At 69.6% G+C, this 13,941-nt stretch carries 14 protein-coding genes; 7 read left to right on the forward strand and 7 right to left on the reverse strand.

Going from position 1 to position 13,941, the window contains the following annotated elements:
- Positions 1 to 60: 60 nt before the first annotated feature.
- Positions 61 to 354 carry a DUF6412 domain-containing protein gene (locus HD599_RS10135; protein ID WP_184236865.1) on the reverse strand — a complete coding sequence of 98 codons (294 nt, stop codon included), beginning with the start codon at positions 352 to 354 and terminating at the stop codon, positions 61 to 63.
- A 39-nt stretch (positions 355 to 393) separates the two neighbouring features.
- Here HD599_RS10135 and HD599_RS10140 point away from each other — a divergent pair, with 39 nt between their 5' ends.
- Both HD599_RS10140 and HD599_RS10145 read left to right on the forward strand, forming a co-directional pair.
- The gene (locus HD599_RS10140) at positions 394 to 1,065 is read left to right on the forward strand and encodes an SDR family oxidoreductase (protein ID WP_184236868.1); all 672 of its coding nucleotides are present in this window, start codon (positions 394 to 396) and stop codon (positions 1,063 to 1,065) included.
- Between the two features lie 149 nt (positions 1,066 to 1,214).
- A complete protein-coding gene (locus tag HD599_RS10145) occupies positions 1,215 to 1,586 on the forward strand; it encodes a VOC family protein (protein WP_184236871.1) in 372 nt (123 codons plus the stop codon).
- Positions 1,587 to 1,590: 4 nt separating this feature from the next.
- Here HD599_RS10145 and HD599_RS10150 read toward each other — a convergent pair whose 3' ends face one another.
- On the reverse strand, positions 1,591 to 1,923 hold the full coding sequence (locus HD599_RS10150; RefSeq protein ID WP_184236875.1) for a YciI family protein: 333 nt from the start codon (positions 1,921 to 1,923) through the stop codon (positions 1,591 to 1,593).
- Positions 1,924 to 1,994: 71 nt separating this feature from the next.
- Between HD599_RS10150 and HD599_RS10155 the strand changes: the two genes are divergently transcribed.
- Entirely contained in the window at positions 1,995 to 2,495 is a 501-nt protein-coding gene (locus HD599_RS10155) for a DUF427 domain-containing protein (protein WP_184236878.1), read from the forward strand.
- A 26-nt stretch (positions 2,496 to 2,521) separates the two neighbouring features.
- Entirely contained in the window at positions 2,522 to 3,268 is a 747-nt protein-coding gene (locus HD599_RS10160) for an alpha/beta hydrolase (RefSeq protein WP_184236881.1), read from the forward strand.
- Here HD599_RS10160 and HD599_RS10165 read toward each other — a convergent pair whose 3' ends face one another.
- The 4 genes from HD599_RS10165 to HD599_RS10180 all read right to left on the reverse strand — a co-directional run bounded on the left by HD599_RS10165 (position 3,269) and on the right by HD599_RS10180 (position 7,982).
- Entirely contained in the window at positions 3,269 to 3,448 is a 180-nt protein-coding gene (locus tag HD599_RS10165; RefSeq protein WP_184236884.1) for a PspC domain-containing protein, read from the reverse strand.
- Between the two features lie 149 nt (positions 3,449 to 3,597).
- Positions 3,598 to 5,037 carry a sugar porter family MFS transporter gene (locus HD599_RS10170; protein ID WP_184236887.1) on the reverse strand — a complete coding sequence of 480 codons (1,440 nt, stop codon included), beginning with the start codon at positions 5,035 to 5,037 and terminating at the stop codon, positions 3,598 to 3,600.
- Between the two features lie 77 nt (positions 5,038 to 5,114).
- Positions 5,115 to 6,500: a glucose-6-phosphate dehydrogenase gene (locus tag HD599_RS10175; protein ID WP_184236891.1), complete on the reverse strand. Its 1,386-nt coding sequence runs from the start codon at positions 6,498 to 6,500 to the stop codon at positions 5,115 to 5,117.
- 51 nt (positions 6,501 to 6,551) lie between these two features.
- Positions 6,552 to 7,982: a sugar porter family MFS transporter gene (locus tag HD599_RS10180; RefSeq protein ID WP_184236894.1), complete on the reverse strand. Its 1,431-nt coding sequence runs from the start codon at positions 7,980 to 7,982 to the stop codon at positions 6,552 to 6,554.
- Between the two features lie 137 nt (positions 7,983 to 8,119).
- Between HD599_RS10180 and HD599_RS10185 the strand changes: the two genes are divergently transcribed.
- Positions 8,120 to 9,706, forward strand: coding sequence for a Na+/H+ antiporter (locus tag HD599_RS10185; protein ID WP_343062004.1), 1,587 nt, complete (start codon positions 8,120 to 8,122; stop codon positions 9,704 to 9,706).
- Here HD599_RS10185 and HD599_RS10190 read toward each other — a convergent pair whose 3' ends face one another.
- Complete coding sequence (locus HD599_RS10190) at positions 9,707 to 10,834, reverse strand: ScyD/ScyE family protein (RefSeq protein WP_184236897.1); 1,128 nt, start codon at positions 10,832 to 10,834, stop codon at positions 9,707 to 9,709. It lies immediately after the preceding gene.
- A gap of 287 nt (positions 10,835 to 11,121) precedes the next feature.
- On the opposite strand from HD599_RS10190, the gene HD599_RS10195 reads away from it, so the two are divergent.
- Both HD599_RS10195 and HD599_RS10200 read left to right on the forward strand, forming a co-directional pair.
- On the forward strand, positions 11,122 to 12,399 hold the full coding sequence (locus HD599_RS10195) for an acyltransferase family protein (protein WP_184236900.1): 1,278 nt from the start codon (positions 11,122 to 11,124) through the stop codon (positions 12,397 to 12,399).
- Complete coding sequence (locus HD599_RS10200; RefSeq protein WP_184236903.1) at positions 12,396 to 13,823, forward strand: serine hydrolase domain-containing protein; 1,428 nt, start codon at positions 12,396 to 12,398, stop codon at positions 13,821 to 13,823. The genes HD599_RS10195 and HD599_RS10200 overlap by 4 nt, the downstream gene beginning before the upstream one ends.
- Positions 13,824 to 13,941: the final 118 nt, after the last annotated feature.

The raw sequence follows: 13,941 nt of genomic DNA on the forward strand, positions 1-13,941 counted from the left end.
AGGGTTCCTTGCAGTCAGGAGGATGGGTGGGCCGTATGGCCGCGCATCCTGCTGGAGGAACTACGCGGCCGCGGTGACTGCCGAGGGAGCCCGGGTACGCGGGCGGCCGGGGGTGTCGGGATGACGCGGCTGGGGCATCTCGACGAGCGACTGGCGGTGCTCGCGGGCACGCTCGCCCACGGTGATCTCGCGGGAGCGGATGATCACGGCGGCGTAGCGCGCGGCGAGCACGGTCGATACCGCGAGGGCCGCGATTCCGGCGAAGACGAGCGACGACGGTTCCGACTGCGAGACGGCGAGCACGAGGAAGGACACCGTCATGATCATGACGAGCCTCTCGGTCAACCAGCGCATGACCCAACACTAGTCGGGAGTCGGTGGAACACTGGGGGTATGACTACTTCTGAAAACCAGCCCGTCCGCATCGCCATCGTCGGGGGAACCGGCAAGGTCGCCAAGGAGATCATCCGCCAGCTGCACGCCCGCGGCGACGAGGCCGTCGCGATCTTCCGCAACGCAGACCGCACCGACGAACTGATCGACCTCGGCGCGATCCCCGTCGTCCTCGACATCGAGACGGCCGACGTCGACGCGCTCGCCGCGGTCTTCTCCGGCGCGGACGCGGTCGTGTTCTCGGCCGGTGCCGGCGGCGGCGACCCGAAGCGCACCCGCGCCGTCGACTACGACGGAGCGGTCAAGGCCATCGCAGCCGCCGAGCAGGCCGCCGTGTCGCGCTTCGTCATGGTCTCCGCCATCGGCGCCGGCAACAAGCCCACCGGCGATCTCGGCTCGATGAAGCCCTATTACGAGGCCAAGCACGACGCCGACGTCGCTGTCACCAAGTCGTCGCTCGAGTACACGATCGTGCGTCCGGGCGGCCTGCTGGACGAGCCGGCCACCGGGCTGGTCACGGTCGGCGAGACCGTCGAGCGTGGCGATATCCCCCGGGCGGATGTCGCGGCCACGGTCGTCGCAGCGCTCGACGACCCGCGCACCATCGGCACCGCGTTCGAGATCGTGAGCGGCGACACCCCGATCACCACGGCGGTCGCCACCCTCGGCTGATCTCGTGGAGCCGCCTACTCAACCAGCGGTGGTTGAGCGGGCCGGCCACGGCCGAATCGAAACCCCTCCGACCTCGCCACCGCCACCCGCTTCCGCCATGTCGGCGGCGTGCGGCATCCTGTTGTCATTCGACAGCAAGGGAGCCGTCCATGGACTGGAAAATCGAACTACTGTCGGTGCCCGTCACCGACATCGACCGCTCGAAGGCGTTCTACGAAAAGCTCGGCTTCCACGCCGACCACGATGTGCGCGTCGACGAGACGATGCGCTTCGTGCAGCTGACGCCGCCGGGCTCCGCCTGCTCGATCGTGCTCGACAAGGATCTGGGCGGCACGATGGAGCCGGGGTCGCTCGAGGGCATCCAGGTGGTGGTCGCGAGCGCCGACGACGCTCTACGCCAGCTCGCCGACGCCGGGGTCGAGGCCCGCGGCGTCGAGGAATACCCGTGGGGCCGGTTCGTATTCTTCACCGACCCCGACGGCAACGGATGGGCCGTGCAGGAGCTGCCGCCGCGCGAGTGACCGGTCAGTCCTCGAAGGGCCAGGCCGGCCGGATCTCCACCCGGCCGTATCTGGCCATCGGGTGCAGGGAGGCGATCTGGATCGCCTCGTCGAGGTCGACGCACTCGATCACGTCGTAGCCGACGGTCCAGTCGCGGCCCTCGGTGATCGCGCCGTCCGTCACGAGCAGGTCGTGGCCGCGCAACCGCACGGTCGTGGCCTCCGCCGCCGGGCGCAGCCGGTTGCCGCGCACCCGTACCCCGCGCGCGTCCATCTCGCCTCCCCAGTCGCCCGCCGGCGGTTCCTCGGGCCAGGGCTCGGCGTCGGGCGCATCCGCGATGATGAAGAGAAATTCCATTCCTGAGGTCTACAGGCTCGTCATCGGCGAAACAAGGGGCGGTTTCCAGCCGGATGCGCGACACTGACGTCATGCGCCGATCGATCCGCCCCGTGCCGCCCGCCCCCGGACAGGAATCCGTGTGGGAGTACCCGCGCCCGCCGAGGGTCGAACCGACCGCCGAACGCGTCGTCATCACGCTCGGCGGCCAGACCATCGTCGACACCACCGATGCCGTGCGCGTTCTCGAGACGAGCCACCCGCCGGTCTACTACGTGCCGCGCATCGGGTTCGTGCCGGGCTCGTTGGAGCCGGCACCCGGCACCAGCTACTGCGAATTCAAGGGTGTCGCCGGCTACCTGACGATCCGCGGCGGCGACCGCGTCGCCGAGAGCGCCGGCTGGTTCTACCCCGATCCGAGCCCCGGATTCGAGTCGCTCGTCGGCCTCGTCGCCGTCTACCCGGGCCGCATGGATCGCTGCGAGGTCGCCGGCGAGACGGTGCAGCCGCAGGCCGGCGGGTTCTACGGCGGCTGGATCACCGCCCGCGTCGTCGGCCCGTTCAAGGGCGAACCCGGCACCATGGGATGGTGACCGCCGCGGCTCGGTAGGCTGACGGGATGCCCCGCCGCTCCCCCGTCGCCCGCCGCATCCGCACCGCCCTCGTCGCCCTCGCGGTGGTGGTCGTGCTCGCCGTCGTAGCGTTCATGGTCTGGGCGAACATGGTGATGCAGGGCGACCGCGACGCTGCCGTCGAGGTGTGGACGAACCCCCACGTCGAGGTGACGAGCACCGACCACTCGGTGGTGCTCGCGCCGACGGGCGTCGCCTCGGGCACGGGACTCGTGTTCATCCCCGGTGCGAAGGTCGACCCCTACGCGTACATGTTCAAGCTCTCGGGAATCGTCGAGCGTACGGGCGCCACGATCGTGATCACCGAACCGACGCTGAACCTCGCGTTCTTCGATCAGCGCCCGTTGGCGACGTTCACCGACGACGCCCCGGGCGTCGACGAGTGGTTCGTCGGCGGTCACTCGCTCGGCGGCGTCCGCGCGTGCATGCTCGCCGACGACCCCGCGGTGACCGGGCTGGTGCTGTTCGGCAGCTACTGCGCCGACGACCTGACCGGCTCCGGCCTCGAGGTGCTGAGCATCGCCGGCAGCGAGGACGGTCTGAGCACGCCGGAGAAGATCGCGGACGCCCGCGGAATGCTGCCCGACGACGCGGAGCTCGTCGAGATCGACGGCCTCAACCACGCCGGTTTCGGCGACTACGGCGTGCAGCCGGGCGACAACGCGGCGTCCATCGACCGTGACGAGGCGCGCACGGCGATCACCGACGCGCTCGCCACGGTGCTGACGAGGTAGTTACTCCGAGGGGAACACGACCCAGAGGATCAGGTAGATGATCACCTGCGGTCCGGGGATCAGGACCGAAGCCACGGTGAGCACGCGGACGAGCGTGACCGAGATTCCGAATCGGTTGGCGATCGCGGCGCAGACGCCGGCGATCATGCGGCCGTTTTTGGGACGTGCGAGTGAACTCATGCCCCCAAGTCTGCCGGTCGGGCGCTGAAAGGTCATCGGGGTTAACCCCCGTATCCGCCACCGGTCGACAGGATGCCGCGGCCGACGCGCCGCGGATCGTCCTGTCGACGGGGCCATCGCGTCCTGTCGACCGTGCGACAACGGCAGCGTTACTTGGCGGCGCTCTTGTCCTTCTTCACGAACAGGGTCTGCGCCTCTTCGAGCGAGAGGCCGTTGGTCTCGGGCACGACCTTGAACACGAAGACGAACGACAGGGCCGCGAACAGCGCGTACATGCCGTAGGTGATCACGAGCGAGATCTCGGCGAGCGGAGGGAACGAGACGGTGATGACGAAGTTCGCGATCCACTGCGCGGCGGCGGCGATGCCGAGCGCGCGCGCGCGGATGCGGTTCGGGAAGATCTCGCCGAGCAGCACCCAGACGACGGGGCCCCAGGATGCTCCGAAGCTGACGACGAAGAGGTTCGCGGCGACGAGGGCGACCGGTCCCCACGCGCCGGGGAGGCTCGGAGCGCCATCCACCTGGACTGCCTGGCTGAACGAGATCGCCATCGTGGCGAGCGCGACGGTCATGCCGACGGAACCGAACAGCAGGATCGGGCGGCGGCCGACGCGGTCGACCAGCGCGATCGCGACGAACGTCACGGCGATGTTGGTCACCGAGGTGATGACGGAGATGGTGAGCGAGTCGCTCTCCTCGAAACCGACCGAGCGCCAGAGCGTCGTGGAGTAGTAGAAGATCACGTTGATGCCGACGAACTGCTGCAGCACCGACAGGATGATGCCGACCCAGACGATCGGCTTGAGGCCGAAACGGTTACCGCGCAGGGCGCCCTTCTTCGACCCCAGGGCGTCGGTCTCGATACCGGCACGCATGTCGCGGATGGCGCGCTCGACGTCGTCGTTCGGCCAGAGCTTCGCGAACACCCCGCGGGCGTCGTCGTCGCGGCCCTTGAGCACGAGGAAGCGGGGCGACTCGGGAAGCTTGAGGGCGATTAGGCCGTAGACCACGGCGGGCACGATGCCGGCGAGGAACATCCAGCGCCACGCCTCGAGGCCGAGCCAGAGTTCCTGACCGGCGCCACCCGCCCACTCGGCGAACACGGCGTCGCTCAGCAGGGCGGCGAAGATACCGATCGTGATGGCGAGCTGCTGGAGCGAACCGAGGCGGCCGCGCAGGTTCTTGGGCGAGATCTCCGCGATGTAGGCGGGGGCGATCACCGAGGCGATACCGATGCCGAGGCCGCCGACGAGGCGCCAGGCGATCAGGTCCCAGACGTTGAAGGCGAGGCCGGTGCCAACGGCACTGACGAAGAACAGGATGGCGCCCACGATCATCGCGGGGATGCGGCCCTTCCAGTCGGCGAGGCGTCCGGCGACGTAGGCGCCGATCGCACAGCCGATGAGCGCGCTCGCCACGGCGAGGCCGGTGAGCGACTCGGAGAGGCCGAATTGCTCGCGGATCGGTTCGACGGCGCCGTTGACGACCGACGAGTCGAAGCCGAAGAGGAAACCTCCGACGGCACCCGCAATCGCGAGGGCGATCACCTTGACGTTTGTGCTGGACTTAGGCTTCGTGTCGCCGCTCATCGGGGATTCTCTTTCGCATGGTGGGCCGTACATCACCACACGGGCACACCATCGGGTCGTCCGGCAACCCGTCGACTCTACTCCGCAGAGATGACTTTCGTTCGGCGATGCCAGGATGACGGACCCGACGATCCCGCCGGGTAGCCGTCGAGCGGCACGGCGCCGTCCGACCACGCGCGCACGAACGGCGCGATGATGCGCCAGCATTCCTCGGCGACGTCCCCGCGTACCGAGAGGGTCGGATCGCCGTCGAGCAGCCCCGCGAGAACCTCTCCGTAGGCGTTGAGCTCGCCCGACCGCATGTCGGAGGCGAGCACGACCTTCTCCAGCACGAACGGGTCGTCTTCGCCGTTGATGCGCAGGTCGAGTTCGAGTGTCGCCGGCTTCATCGAAATGCGCAGCTGGGTCGGACCACTCTGGCCGTGCAGTCCCTTCGGCAGGTGCGGCACGTCCTTGAGCGTGACCACGACCTCCTGCTTCGCTCCCCCGAGCGCCTTGCCGGAGCGCAGCACGAACGGCACGCCGGCCCAGCGCCAGTTGTCGATCGCGAGCGTCACCTCGGCGAGGGTCTCGGTGCCACGGGCCGGGTCGACGCCCTCTTCCGCGGTGTAGGCGGGTAGCGTGCGGCCGTCGATTTCGCCGGCGGTGTAGTGCGCGCGGTGACTCGAAGTACCGTCCTTCTCCCACGCCCGGGTGGCCCGCAGCACCTGCGCCATGCCGCCGCGCAGGTCGTCGGCGTCGACGCTCGCGGGAGGTTCCATCGTGGTGAGGGCGAGCACCAGCAGCAGATGGCTCTGGATCATGTCGGTGAGCGCGCCCGCTTTGTCGTAGTAGCCGGCGCGGCCCTCGAGGGCGAGCTGCTCGTCGAAGGTGATCTCGACCTTCTCCACGTTGGGCGCGGAGAGCAGCGGCTCGAAGATGCGGTTGGCGAACCGCAGACCGAGCAGGTTGAGCACCGTCGATTTGCCGAGGAAGTGGTCGACCCGGAACACCTGCTCCTCGGGCACGAGCGTCTCGAGCCGGCGGTTGAGGGCGCGGGCGCTCGCCAGGTCGGTGCCGAAGGGCTTCTCCAGTGCGAAAACGATGCCCTTCGGTAGGTCGATCTTCGCGAGCGCCTTCACCACGAGGATGGTCACCGCGGGAGGCAGCGCGAAGTACAGGGCGATGCGCCCCTGCGCCTCGCCGAGCACGCGGCGGAGGTCGTCGGCGTCGGTCGCGTCGCCGCGCAGGTACCGTGATTTCTCCGCGACTGTCGTGCCGAGAGGCGACGGCGTCGTCGCGAAGGCGACCGACACTTTCTGCTGCCACGCGGCATCCGTGATCTCTGCCCGGTCCACGCCGAGGACGGTGACGGCGTCGCCGCGGCTGGACGCCAACAGCGAGGCGAGGCCGGGCAGGAGCAGGCGCGACGTGAGGTCGCCCCCGGCGCCGAGGATGATGAGTGTGTCGATGCGGTCGGTCATGCTGCCGACCCTACTTGGCGGGGGTGGGAACTCCTACGGTCGATGCGCCGGTCACGCTTTCGCCGAGTTCTTCGGCGGCAGCAGCGTGTTGGCCTCCTCGAGCGACATCCCGTTGGTCTCCGGCACGAACCGCAGGACGAACACGAACGACAGCGCCGCGAACAGGGCGTACATGCCGTAGGTGAAGATCAGCGAGAACGCGGCGAGCGGCGGGAACGTGACCGTGATGACGAAGTTCGCGATCCACTGGGCGGCCGCGGCGATGCCGAGCGCCCGCGCCCGGATCTTGGTCGGGAAGATCTCCCCCAGCAACACCCAGACGACGGGCCCCCAGGACGCACCGAAGCTGACCACGAAGACGTTGGCCGCGACGAGGGCGACCGGCCCCCAGGCACCCGGGAGGCTCGGGGCGCCGTCGACGATGTCCGCCTGGCTGAACGCCACCGACATGGTCGCGAGCGAGATCGCCATCCCGGCCGAGCCGAACAGCAGGATCGGGCGCCGCCCAACCCGGTCGACCAGCGCGATCGCCACGAACGTCACCGCGATGTTCGTGACCGAGGTGATCACCGAGATCGTGAACGAGTCGCTCTCCTGGAACCCCACCGACTTCCAGAGGGTGGTCGAGTAGTAGAAGATCACGTTGATGCCGACGAACTGTTGGAACACCGACAGGATGATGCCGATCCAGACGATGGGTTTGAGGCCGAGGGCGGGGCCGCGCAGCGCGCCCTTCTGCGAGCCGAGCGCGTCGGCCTGGATCGCGTCTCGCATCTCGCGGATGGCACGCTCGACGTCGTCGCCCGGCCAGAGCCGCGCGAAGATGCCGCGCACCTCGTCGTCGCGCTCCTTGAGCACGAGGAACCGCGGGGACTCCGGCAGCAGGAAGGCGATCACCCCGTAGACGACCGCGGGCAGTGCGCCCGCGAGGAACATCCAGCGCCACGCCTCGAGACCGAACCAGAACTCGCCCGAGGCACCGCCCGCCGCGTTCGCGAACAGCGCGTCGCTGAGCAGGGCCGCGAAGATACCGACGGTGATCGCGAGCTGCTGCAGCGAGGCCAGACGCCCGCGCATGTGCTTGGGCGAGATCTCGGCGATGTAGGCCGGGGCGATCACCGAGGCGATGCCGATGCCGAGCCCGCCGACGAGCCGCCACAGCACGAGGTCCCACACGCCGAACGCGAAACCGCAGCCGAGGGCGCTGGCGAGGAACAGCACGGCCCCGACGATCATCGCCGGGATGCGGCCCCAGCGGTCGGCGATGCGGCCGGCGAGATACGCGCCGACGGCGCAGCCGAGCAGCGCGCTCGCCACCGCGAACCCGGTGAGCGAGGCCGAGAGGTCGAACTGGCCTTGCACGGCGTCGACGGCGCCGTTGACCACCGAGGAGTCGAAACCGAAGAGGAATCCGCCGACGGCTCCAGCCACGGCGAGGGCGATCACCTTGAAACTGGTGCGGGGCGTTGTCGTGTCAGGCATATTCAGACCTCCGTCGTCGTTGAGGGGAGAGATTTCACCCTACGACCGGGCGATTTCTCCGCACGAGGCATTGCCATCCGGGATGCCATGATGAACAAGCCCCCCTTGCCCGCGCGTCCGGCACCCTCGAAAGGACAGTGCTCATCGATATCGACATCGTCACCGCCATCATCTGGGCCGTGTCGTTCGTGCTCGTGACGGTCACCGTCACGGGGTTCGCCGGCCGCGCCGGGTGGTCCGCGCCCGTCGCCCTCGTCGCCGTGGGCGGCGTCGTGTCGTTCATCCCCGGTGTGCCCGGGATCACGGTCGAGCCCGATCTCGTCCTGTACGGGATCCTCCCACCGCTACTGTTCGCGGCCGCCATCCGGACGCCCCTCAAGGACATCCTCGCGAGACGGGACAGCATCCTGGTGCTGTCGGTCGGGCTCGTGGCGTTCACGGTCGTGGCCGTCGGGTTCTCGCTCTGGTGGCTCGTGCCCTCGGTCGGGCTCGCGGCGGCCTTCGCGTTCGGCGCCGTCGTCGCGCCCACCGACGCCGTGGCTGTCACCGCCATCGCCGGCAAGCTACGGCTGCCGCGGCGGGTGGTGACGGTGCTCGAGAGCGAGAGCCTGCTGAACGACGCCACCGCGCTCGTGGCGCTCAACGCGTCGATCGCCGCGATCGTCAGCGTGCTGCACCCGTGGGACGTCGTCGGCGAGTTCGGCATCGCGGTCGTCGGCGGGGTCGCGGTCGGATTCGCTGTCGGGTTCGTAGTCTCCGCCATCCGCAAGCGGCTCCGCGCACCCGTGCTCGACACCAGCCTCTCGCTCGTCATCCCGTACGTGGCCTTTATCCCCGCCCAGCTCCTCGGCGGGTCCGGTGTGCTCGCCGTCGTGATCGCGGGACTCTTTCTCGGGCAGCGCTCGCCGCAGGTGCAGACCGCGGAGGCGCGCATCGCCGAATCGATCAACTGGCGCACGATCCGATTCCTGCTCGAGAACGCCGTGTTCCTGTTCATCGGCCTGAGCCTCGCCGGCATCCTGGACAGCGTGCGCGACTCCGACTTCGGCGTCTGGCAGATCGTGGGCATCTCGGCCGTCGTGCTCGGAATCCTCGTCGTCTCACGTTTCGCGTTCGTCGGTGTGACGACGCTGCTCTACGAGTACGGTCCCGGCTTCCTGCGGCGACGCGCCTGGGGCTGGCGCACGTCGATCGCGGTCTCCGCGGCCGGCATCCGCGGCGTGGTCACCCTCGCCGCGGTGTTCCTGTTGCCCACAGGAACGCCGCAGCGCGAGCTGCTGCAGTTCCTGGCCTTCGTGGTGGTCGCGGGCACCCTGCTCGAGGGACTCGCCCTGCCCGCCGTCATCCGCCGTCTCAAGCTCCCGCCGCCCAATGCGATGCAGGAGCGCACCGAGAAGCACAACCTGCTCGCCGAGGCGCAGACGGCGGGACTCGCGACGCTCGACCAGGCCGTCACCGACGCCGACGACGACGCGGTCGTCACACGGCTGCGGGTCAATGCCGAGTTCCTGTCGAGGGCGATCGAACAGGCGGGCCCGGATGACGCGGAGCCGAGCCCCGCAGCGTACAACCGGCTGCGCCGCCTGATGATCGACGCCGAACGCGAAGCGGTGCTGGCCGCGCGCTCCGAGGGCCGGTACCAGGAGCGTGCGGTGCGCGACGTGCTGCGCAGCATCGACGCCGAGGAGACGGCTCTCGCCGCGCACCGCCCGAAGGACGACTGACTACTTCGCCCCGGCCACCTCGATCAGGGACAGCGAGGCGCCTCCGGTCTCCGAGAGCGCGTCGGTCGTGACGAACAGCCGGTTCGAGCGCACCTCGATCGCCGCGGGCGACGGCACCTGCGTCAGCGGGGTCGGCGTGGTCGAGCCCTTCCAGAGCGCCGAGATCTGTCCGCCGCCGGTCGGTCCGCCGAACAGCTCGGCCACGTAGACGTTGCCCGCGGGTGAGACCGCGAGCCCGGTCGCACCGACGAAGCCGGTGGCGAGCAGGCGCACCTCGCCCGACTTCTGGTTGACCTTGTAGACGCTGCCGCGGGCCCCGAACGACGGGTCCTCCGGCCCGCCGGGCAGCGTCGTCACGTACAGCCACCCGTCGGGGCCGATCTCCACGTCGGTGGGTACCGCCTCGGTGATGTAGTCGTATCCCGCCGCGCAGGCCGGCAGGCCAACCGTCGCGAGGAACTCGGCGGTCGCCGTGATCGCCGGCTGCGCGGGCAACACCGCGACCGTCGACACCGCTCCGTCGTACCCCACCCGCAGAACCGCGTTCATACCGGCATCCGCTACGAAGACGGCGTTGTTCAGTGCCAGCGACGCGTAGGGGTGGGTGTCGACGATGCCGGTGTACTCGGGCGGCGTCACCATGCCCCCGGGCGGCGGGAACTGCGCCGCGCACTCGGCCGGAAGGCCCTGGAATCCGTAGGACTGGCCCGAATCCGGGTTCGCGGTCGACTCGTAGGCGAAGAGGTCGGCGACCTGCGTCGGCGCACCGCCCGCGGCGGGCACCGCCATGAGCGCGGCGGCGGAGTGGTCCATGGCGACCTGCGCGTAGTACACGACGCCGTCGCGGGTGGAAACGGCGCTGATCTCCTGGCCGGGCGCGCTCGCGAGCTCGGTGACCGTTCCGTCGCGGGCGACCCGCGTGAGCTGGCCGGTGAAGTTCTGGCTGAGGTAGGCGACGCGGCCGGAGTCGATTTCGAGGCTGAGCGGGGCCACGAATCCGCTCGCGACGGTCGTCGGCGGGCCGGCCGTGGGTGTTCCGCCTCCCCCGGCGGCCGCGGGTCCGGCCACGGCGACCGCGGATACGAGCAATGCCGCACAGGCGGCGCTGGGCACGAGCAATCTCTTCACGGTGTTCTCCTCGAGTTCGAGTCTCTGCGGGACCGGTGAAGTCGTGACCGGGTGGTACTCGCGTCGGAACCGCGCCGCGTCGTTGCGACCGTCCGAAATCCCGCTCCGGTGCCGGCACGCTCGGCCGACACCCGGGACGTTAGTACGGGCGCGGCGCTCGGCCGCCGGGGCTTGACAGAAACGAGCGGCGTTCGGCTTGCGGGCCCTCGCGACGCGTGCCCCTAGAGTGATCGCATGATGGTCGCCGAGGTCCGCACAGCCCGCCCGCCCCGGATCGGCGACGGAAGGTGAGCGGCGCGTCGTCGGCCGCCTCCTCGATCGATCTCTCCAAGCGCGACCTCACACTCGACATCGCGCGCGTCTTCTGCGTGCTGCTCGTCGTGGTCATCCACCTGCTCATGGTGGGGGTCGGTTTCGACGAGGGCGGCGGACTCGCCATCACCCGCCCGCTCGAGGAACAGCCGTGGTTCGCGATCGGCACGTGGGCCGGCCAGATCATGCCGCTGTTCTTCGTGGTCGGCGGATTCGCCAGCCTCACCGCGTGGCGCAGCCTGCGACGCCGCGGCGAGGGCGCCTCGCAGTATGTGCGCAACCGCGTGCTGCGGCTCGCCCAGCCCGCGCTCCCCCTGTTCCTGTTCTACGTCGTGGTGATCGGCGTCGCCCGACTGGTCGGAGTCGACGCGGGCCTCCTCGACGTGGTCGTCGAGGGCGCGGGCTTCCCGCTCTGGTTCCTCGCCGCCTACACCCTCTGCCAGACCTTCGTGCCGATCATGGCCGGGTGGCACACGCGTGCGCCCCGCGCCACTCTCGCCGTGCTGCTCGCCGGCGTCATCGTGATCGACGCGCTGCGGTATTCCACGGGTATCACCGAGATCGGTCTCGTCAATCTGTTCTTCGTCTGGATTCTCGTGCAACAGCTCGGCTTCTGGTACGCCGACGGCTGGTTCGCGGCCCGCACCGTCTGGCAGCTCGTGCTGATCGCCGCGGTCGCCTACGCGACGCTCGTGCCGATGACGGCCGTCGGACCGTACAGCGACGACATGCTGACCAACCTCAACCCGCCCACGCTGCCGCTGGTGGCGCTCGCGGTCGCGCAGGCCTGTGCCCTCCGGCTCATCCGGCCCGCGCTCGCCGCGCTGATGAACACGCACGCCGCCCGCGCCGTCGTCTTCGTCGTCGGCTCCCGCCTCATGACCATCTACCTCTGGCACCTGCCGGTCATCCTCGCGGTCTCCGGCCTTGCCCTGCTCATCCCCGGCGCCAGCCCGTTCCCGGGCAGCTCGGCGTGGTGGTGGACGCGCCCCGTGTTCTTCGTCATCGTGATGGCGGCCGTGTTCGGCCTCTCGTTCATCGTCGCCCGTTGGGAGGCCCCTCGCGAGATCGGCGCCACGCCGCCCGGCCCCGTGGTCGCGATCGCGGCGGCGCTGACCTTCATCCCGGCGTTCTGCGTCATGCAGTGGTTCCTCGACTTCCCGCTGGCCGTGCTCGGTTCGGCCTGCTTCGGCGGCGCCATCCTTCTCCTCGGTCGGTGGCCGGCCAAGGCCCGCATTACGGTTGACGCATGACGAGCTTTCCCCGCAGCACCCCCGAGGCGCAGGGCGTCTCCTCCGCGGCGATCGGCCGGTTCGTCGACGCCCTCGAGCGCGAGGTACACGACCTGCACAGTCTCATGCTCGTGCGTCACGGTCATGTGATCGCCGAGGGCTGGTGGGCGCCGTACAGCGCCGCCGCCCCGCACGCGCTGTTCTCGATCAGCAAGAGTTTCGTCTCGACCGCGGTCGGTTTCGCCATCGAGGAGGGGCTGCTGGCTCTCGACGACCGCGTCGTCGACCTGCTGCCCGACGACCTGCCCGAAGCCGTGGGCGACAACCTCGCCGCGATGCGCCTACGCCACCTGCTCACCATGACCACCGGCCACGCCGTCGACACGATCGGCCGGGTCGACGAGAGCCAGCACAACTGGTCGCGTGCCCTGCTGGCTCTGCCCGTCGAACTCGCCCCGGGCAGCACCTTCGTCTACAACACCGGCGCGACCTACCTGATCTCGGCCATCCTGCAGCGGCTCACCGGCCAGCGCGTGCTCGACTACCTCACGCCCCGGCTGTTCGAGCCCCTGGGCATCGCGGATGCCGCCTGGGAACAGTGCCCGCGGGGAATCGACGTCGGCGGCTGGGGCCTCTCGGTGACGACCGAGGACATCGCCCGCTTCGGCCAGACCTACCTGCGCGGCGGCGAGTGGCAGGGCACGCAGGTCGTGCCGGCGCACTGGGTCGCGGAGGCGACAGCTCGCCAGGTGCCCAACGCCACGCCCGACGCACCGGCCGACAACGACCAGGGTTACGGCTACCAGTTCTGGCGCAACCGGCACGGCAGCTACCGCGCCGACGGCGCGTTCGGCCAGCTGTCGATCGCCTTCCCCGAGCAGGACGCGCTGCTCGTGCTCACCTCGGGCGTGCAGAGCGCGCAGATCGAACTCGACCTCGTCTGGGAACACTTGCTGCCGGTGCTCGGCAACCACGAGATTCTGACTCCGGATGCCGCGGCCGACGCCGCCCTCACGGCACGCCTGCGCGGCCTCACCATCCCCGCTCCCCCGGGCGCCGCGACGTCTCCCGCCGCCATCCGGGTCAGCGGCCGCGAGTACTCGCTGCCGACGAACTCGTTCGGCCTCACCACGGTCGCACTCACGGAGAATCTCGACGGCACGACCCTCGCGCTCACCACCGCGACGGGCGTCCACGAGCTGCGCTGCGGCTACGGCGTCTGGGAGCCCGCGGAGTCGGCGCTCGTCGAACGCCCGCAGCCCGTCGCCGCGGCGGGCGCCTGGGTCGACGACTCGGCATACCTCGCGAAGATCTGCCTCACCGGCACGCCGTTCGCCCTGACGGTGTCGCTCGACTTCCGGGCCGACGAGGTCACGGTGAACATCGAGCAGAACGTGTCGTTCGGCCCGACGCAACTGCTGCACACCAACGGCTCCGCCGCCTGAAACTCTTGCTTGTGGACACCGTCCACTTCGTGGCAGCCTGATGTTCATGAGCAAATAGGAATAAGCGGTGACCGTTCCCGCTTGATTCGAAGTGACGCACGATTCCGCGTGAGCAGAT

The organism is Conyzicola lurida (assembly GCF_014204935.1).
Classification (GTDB): Bacteria; Actinomycetota; Actinomycetes; order Actinomycetales; family Microbacteriaceae; genus Conyzicola; species Conyzicola lurida.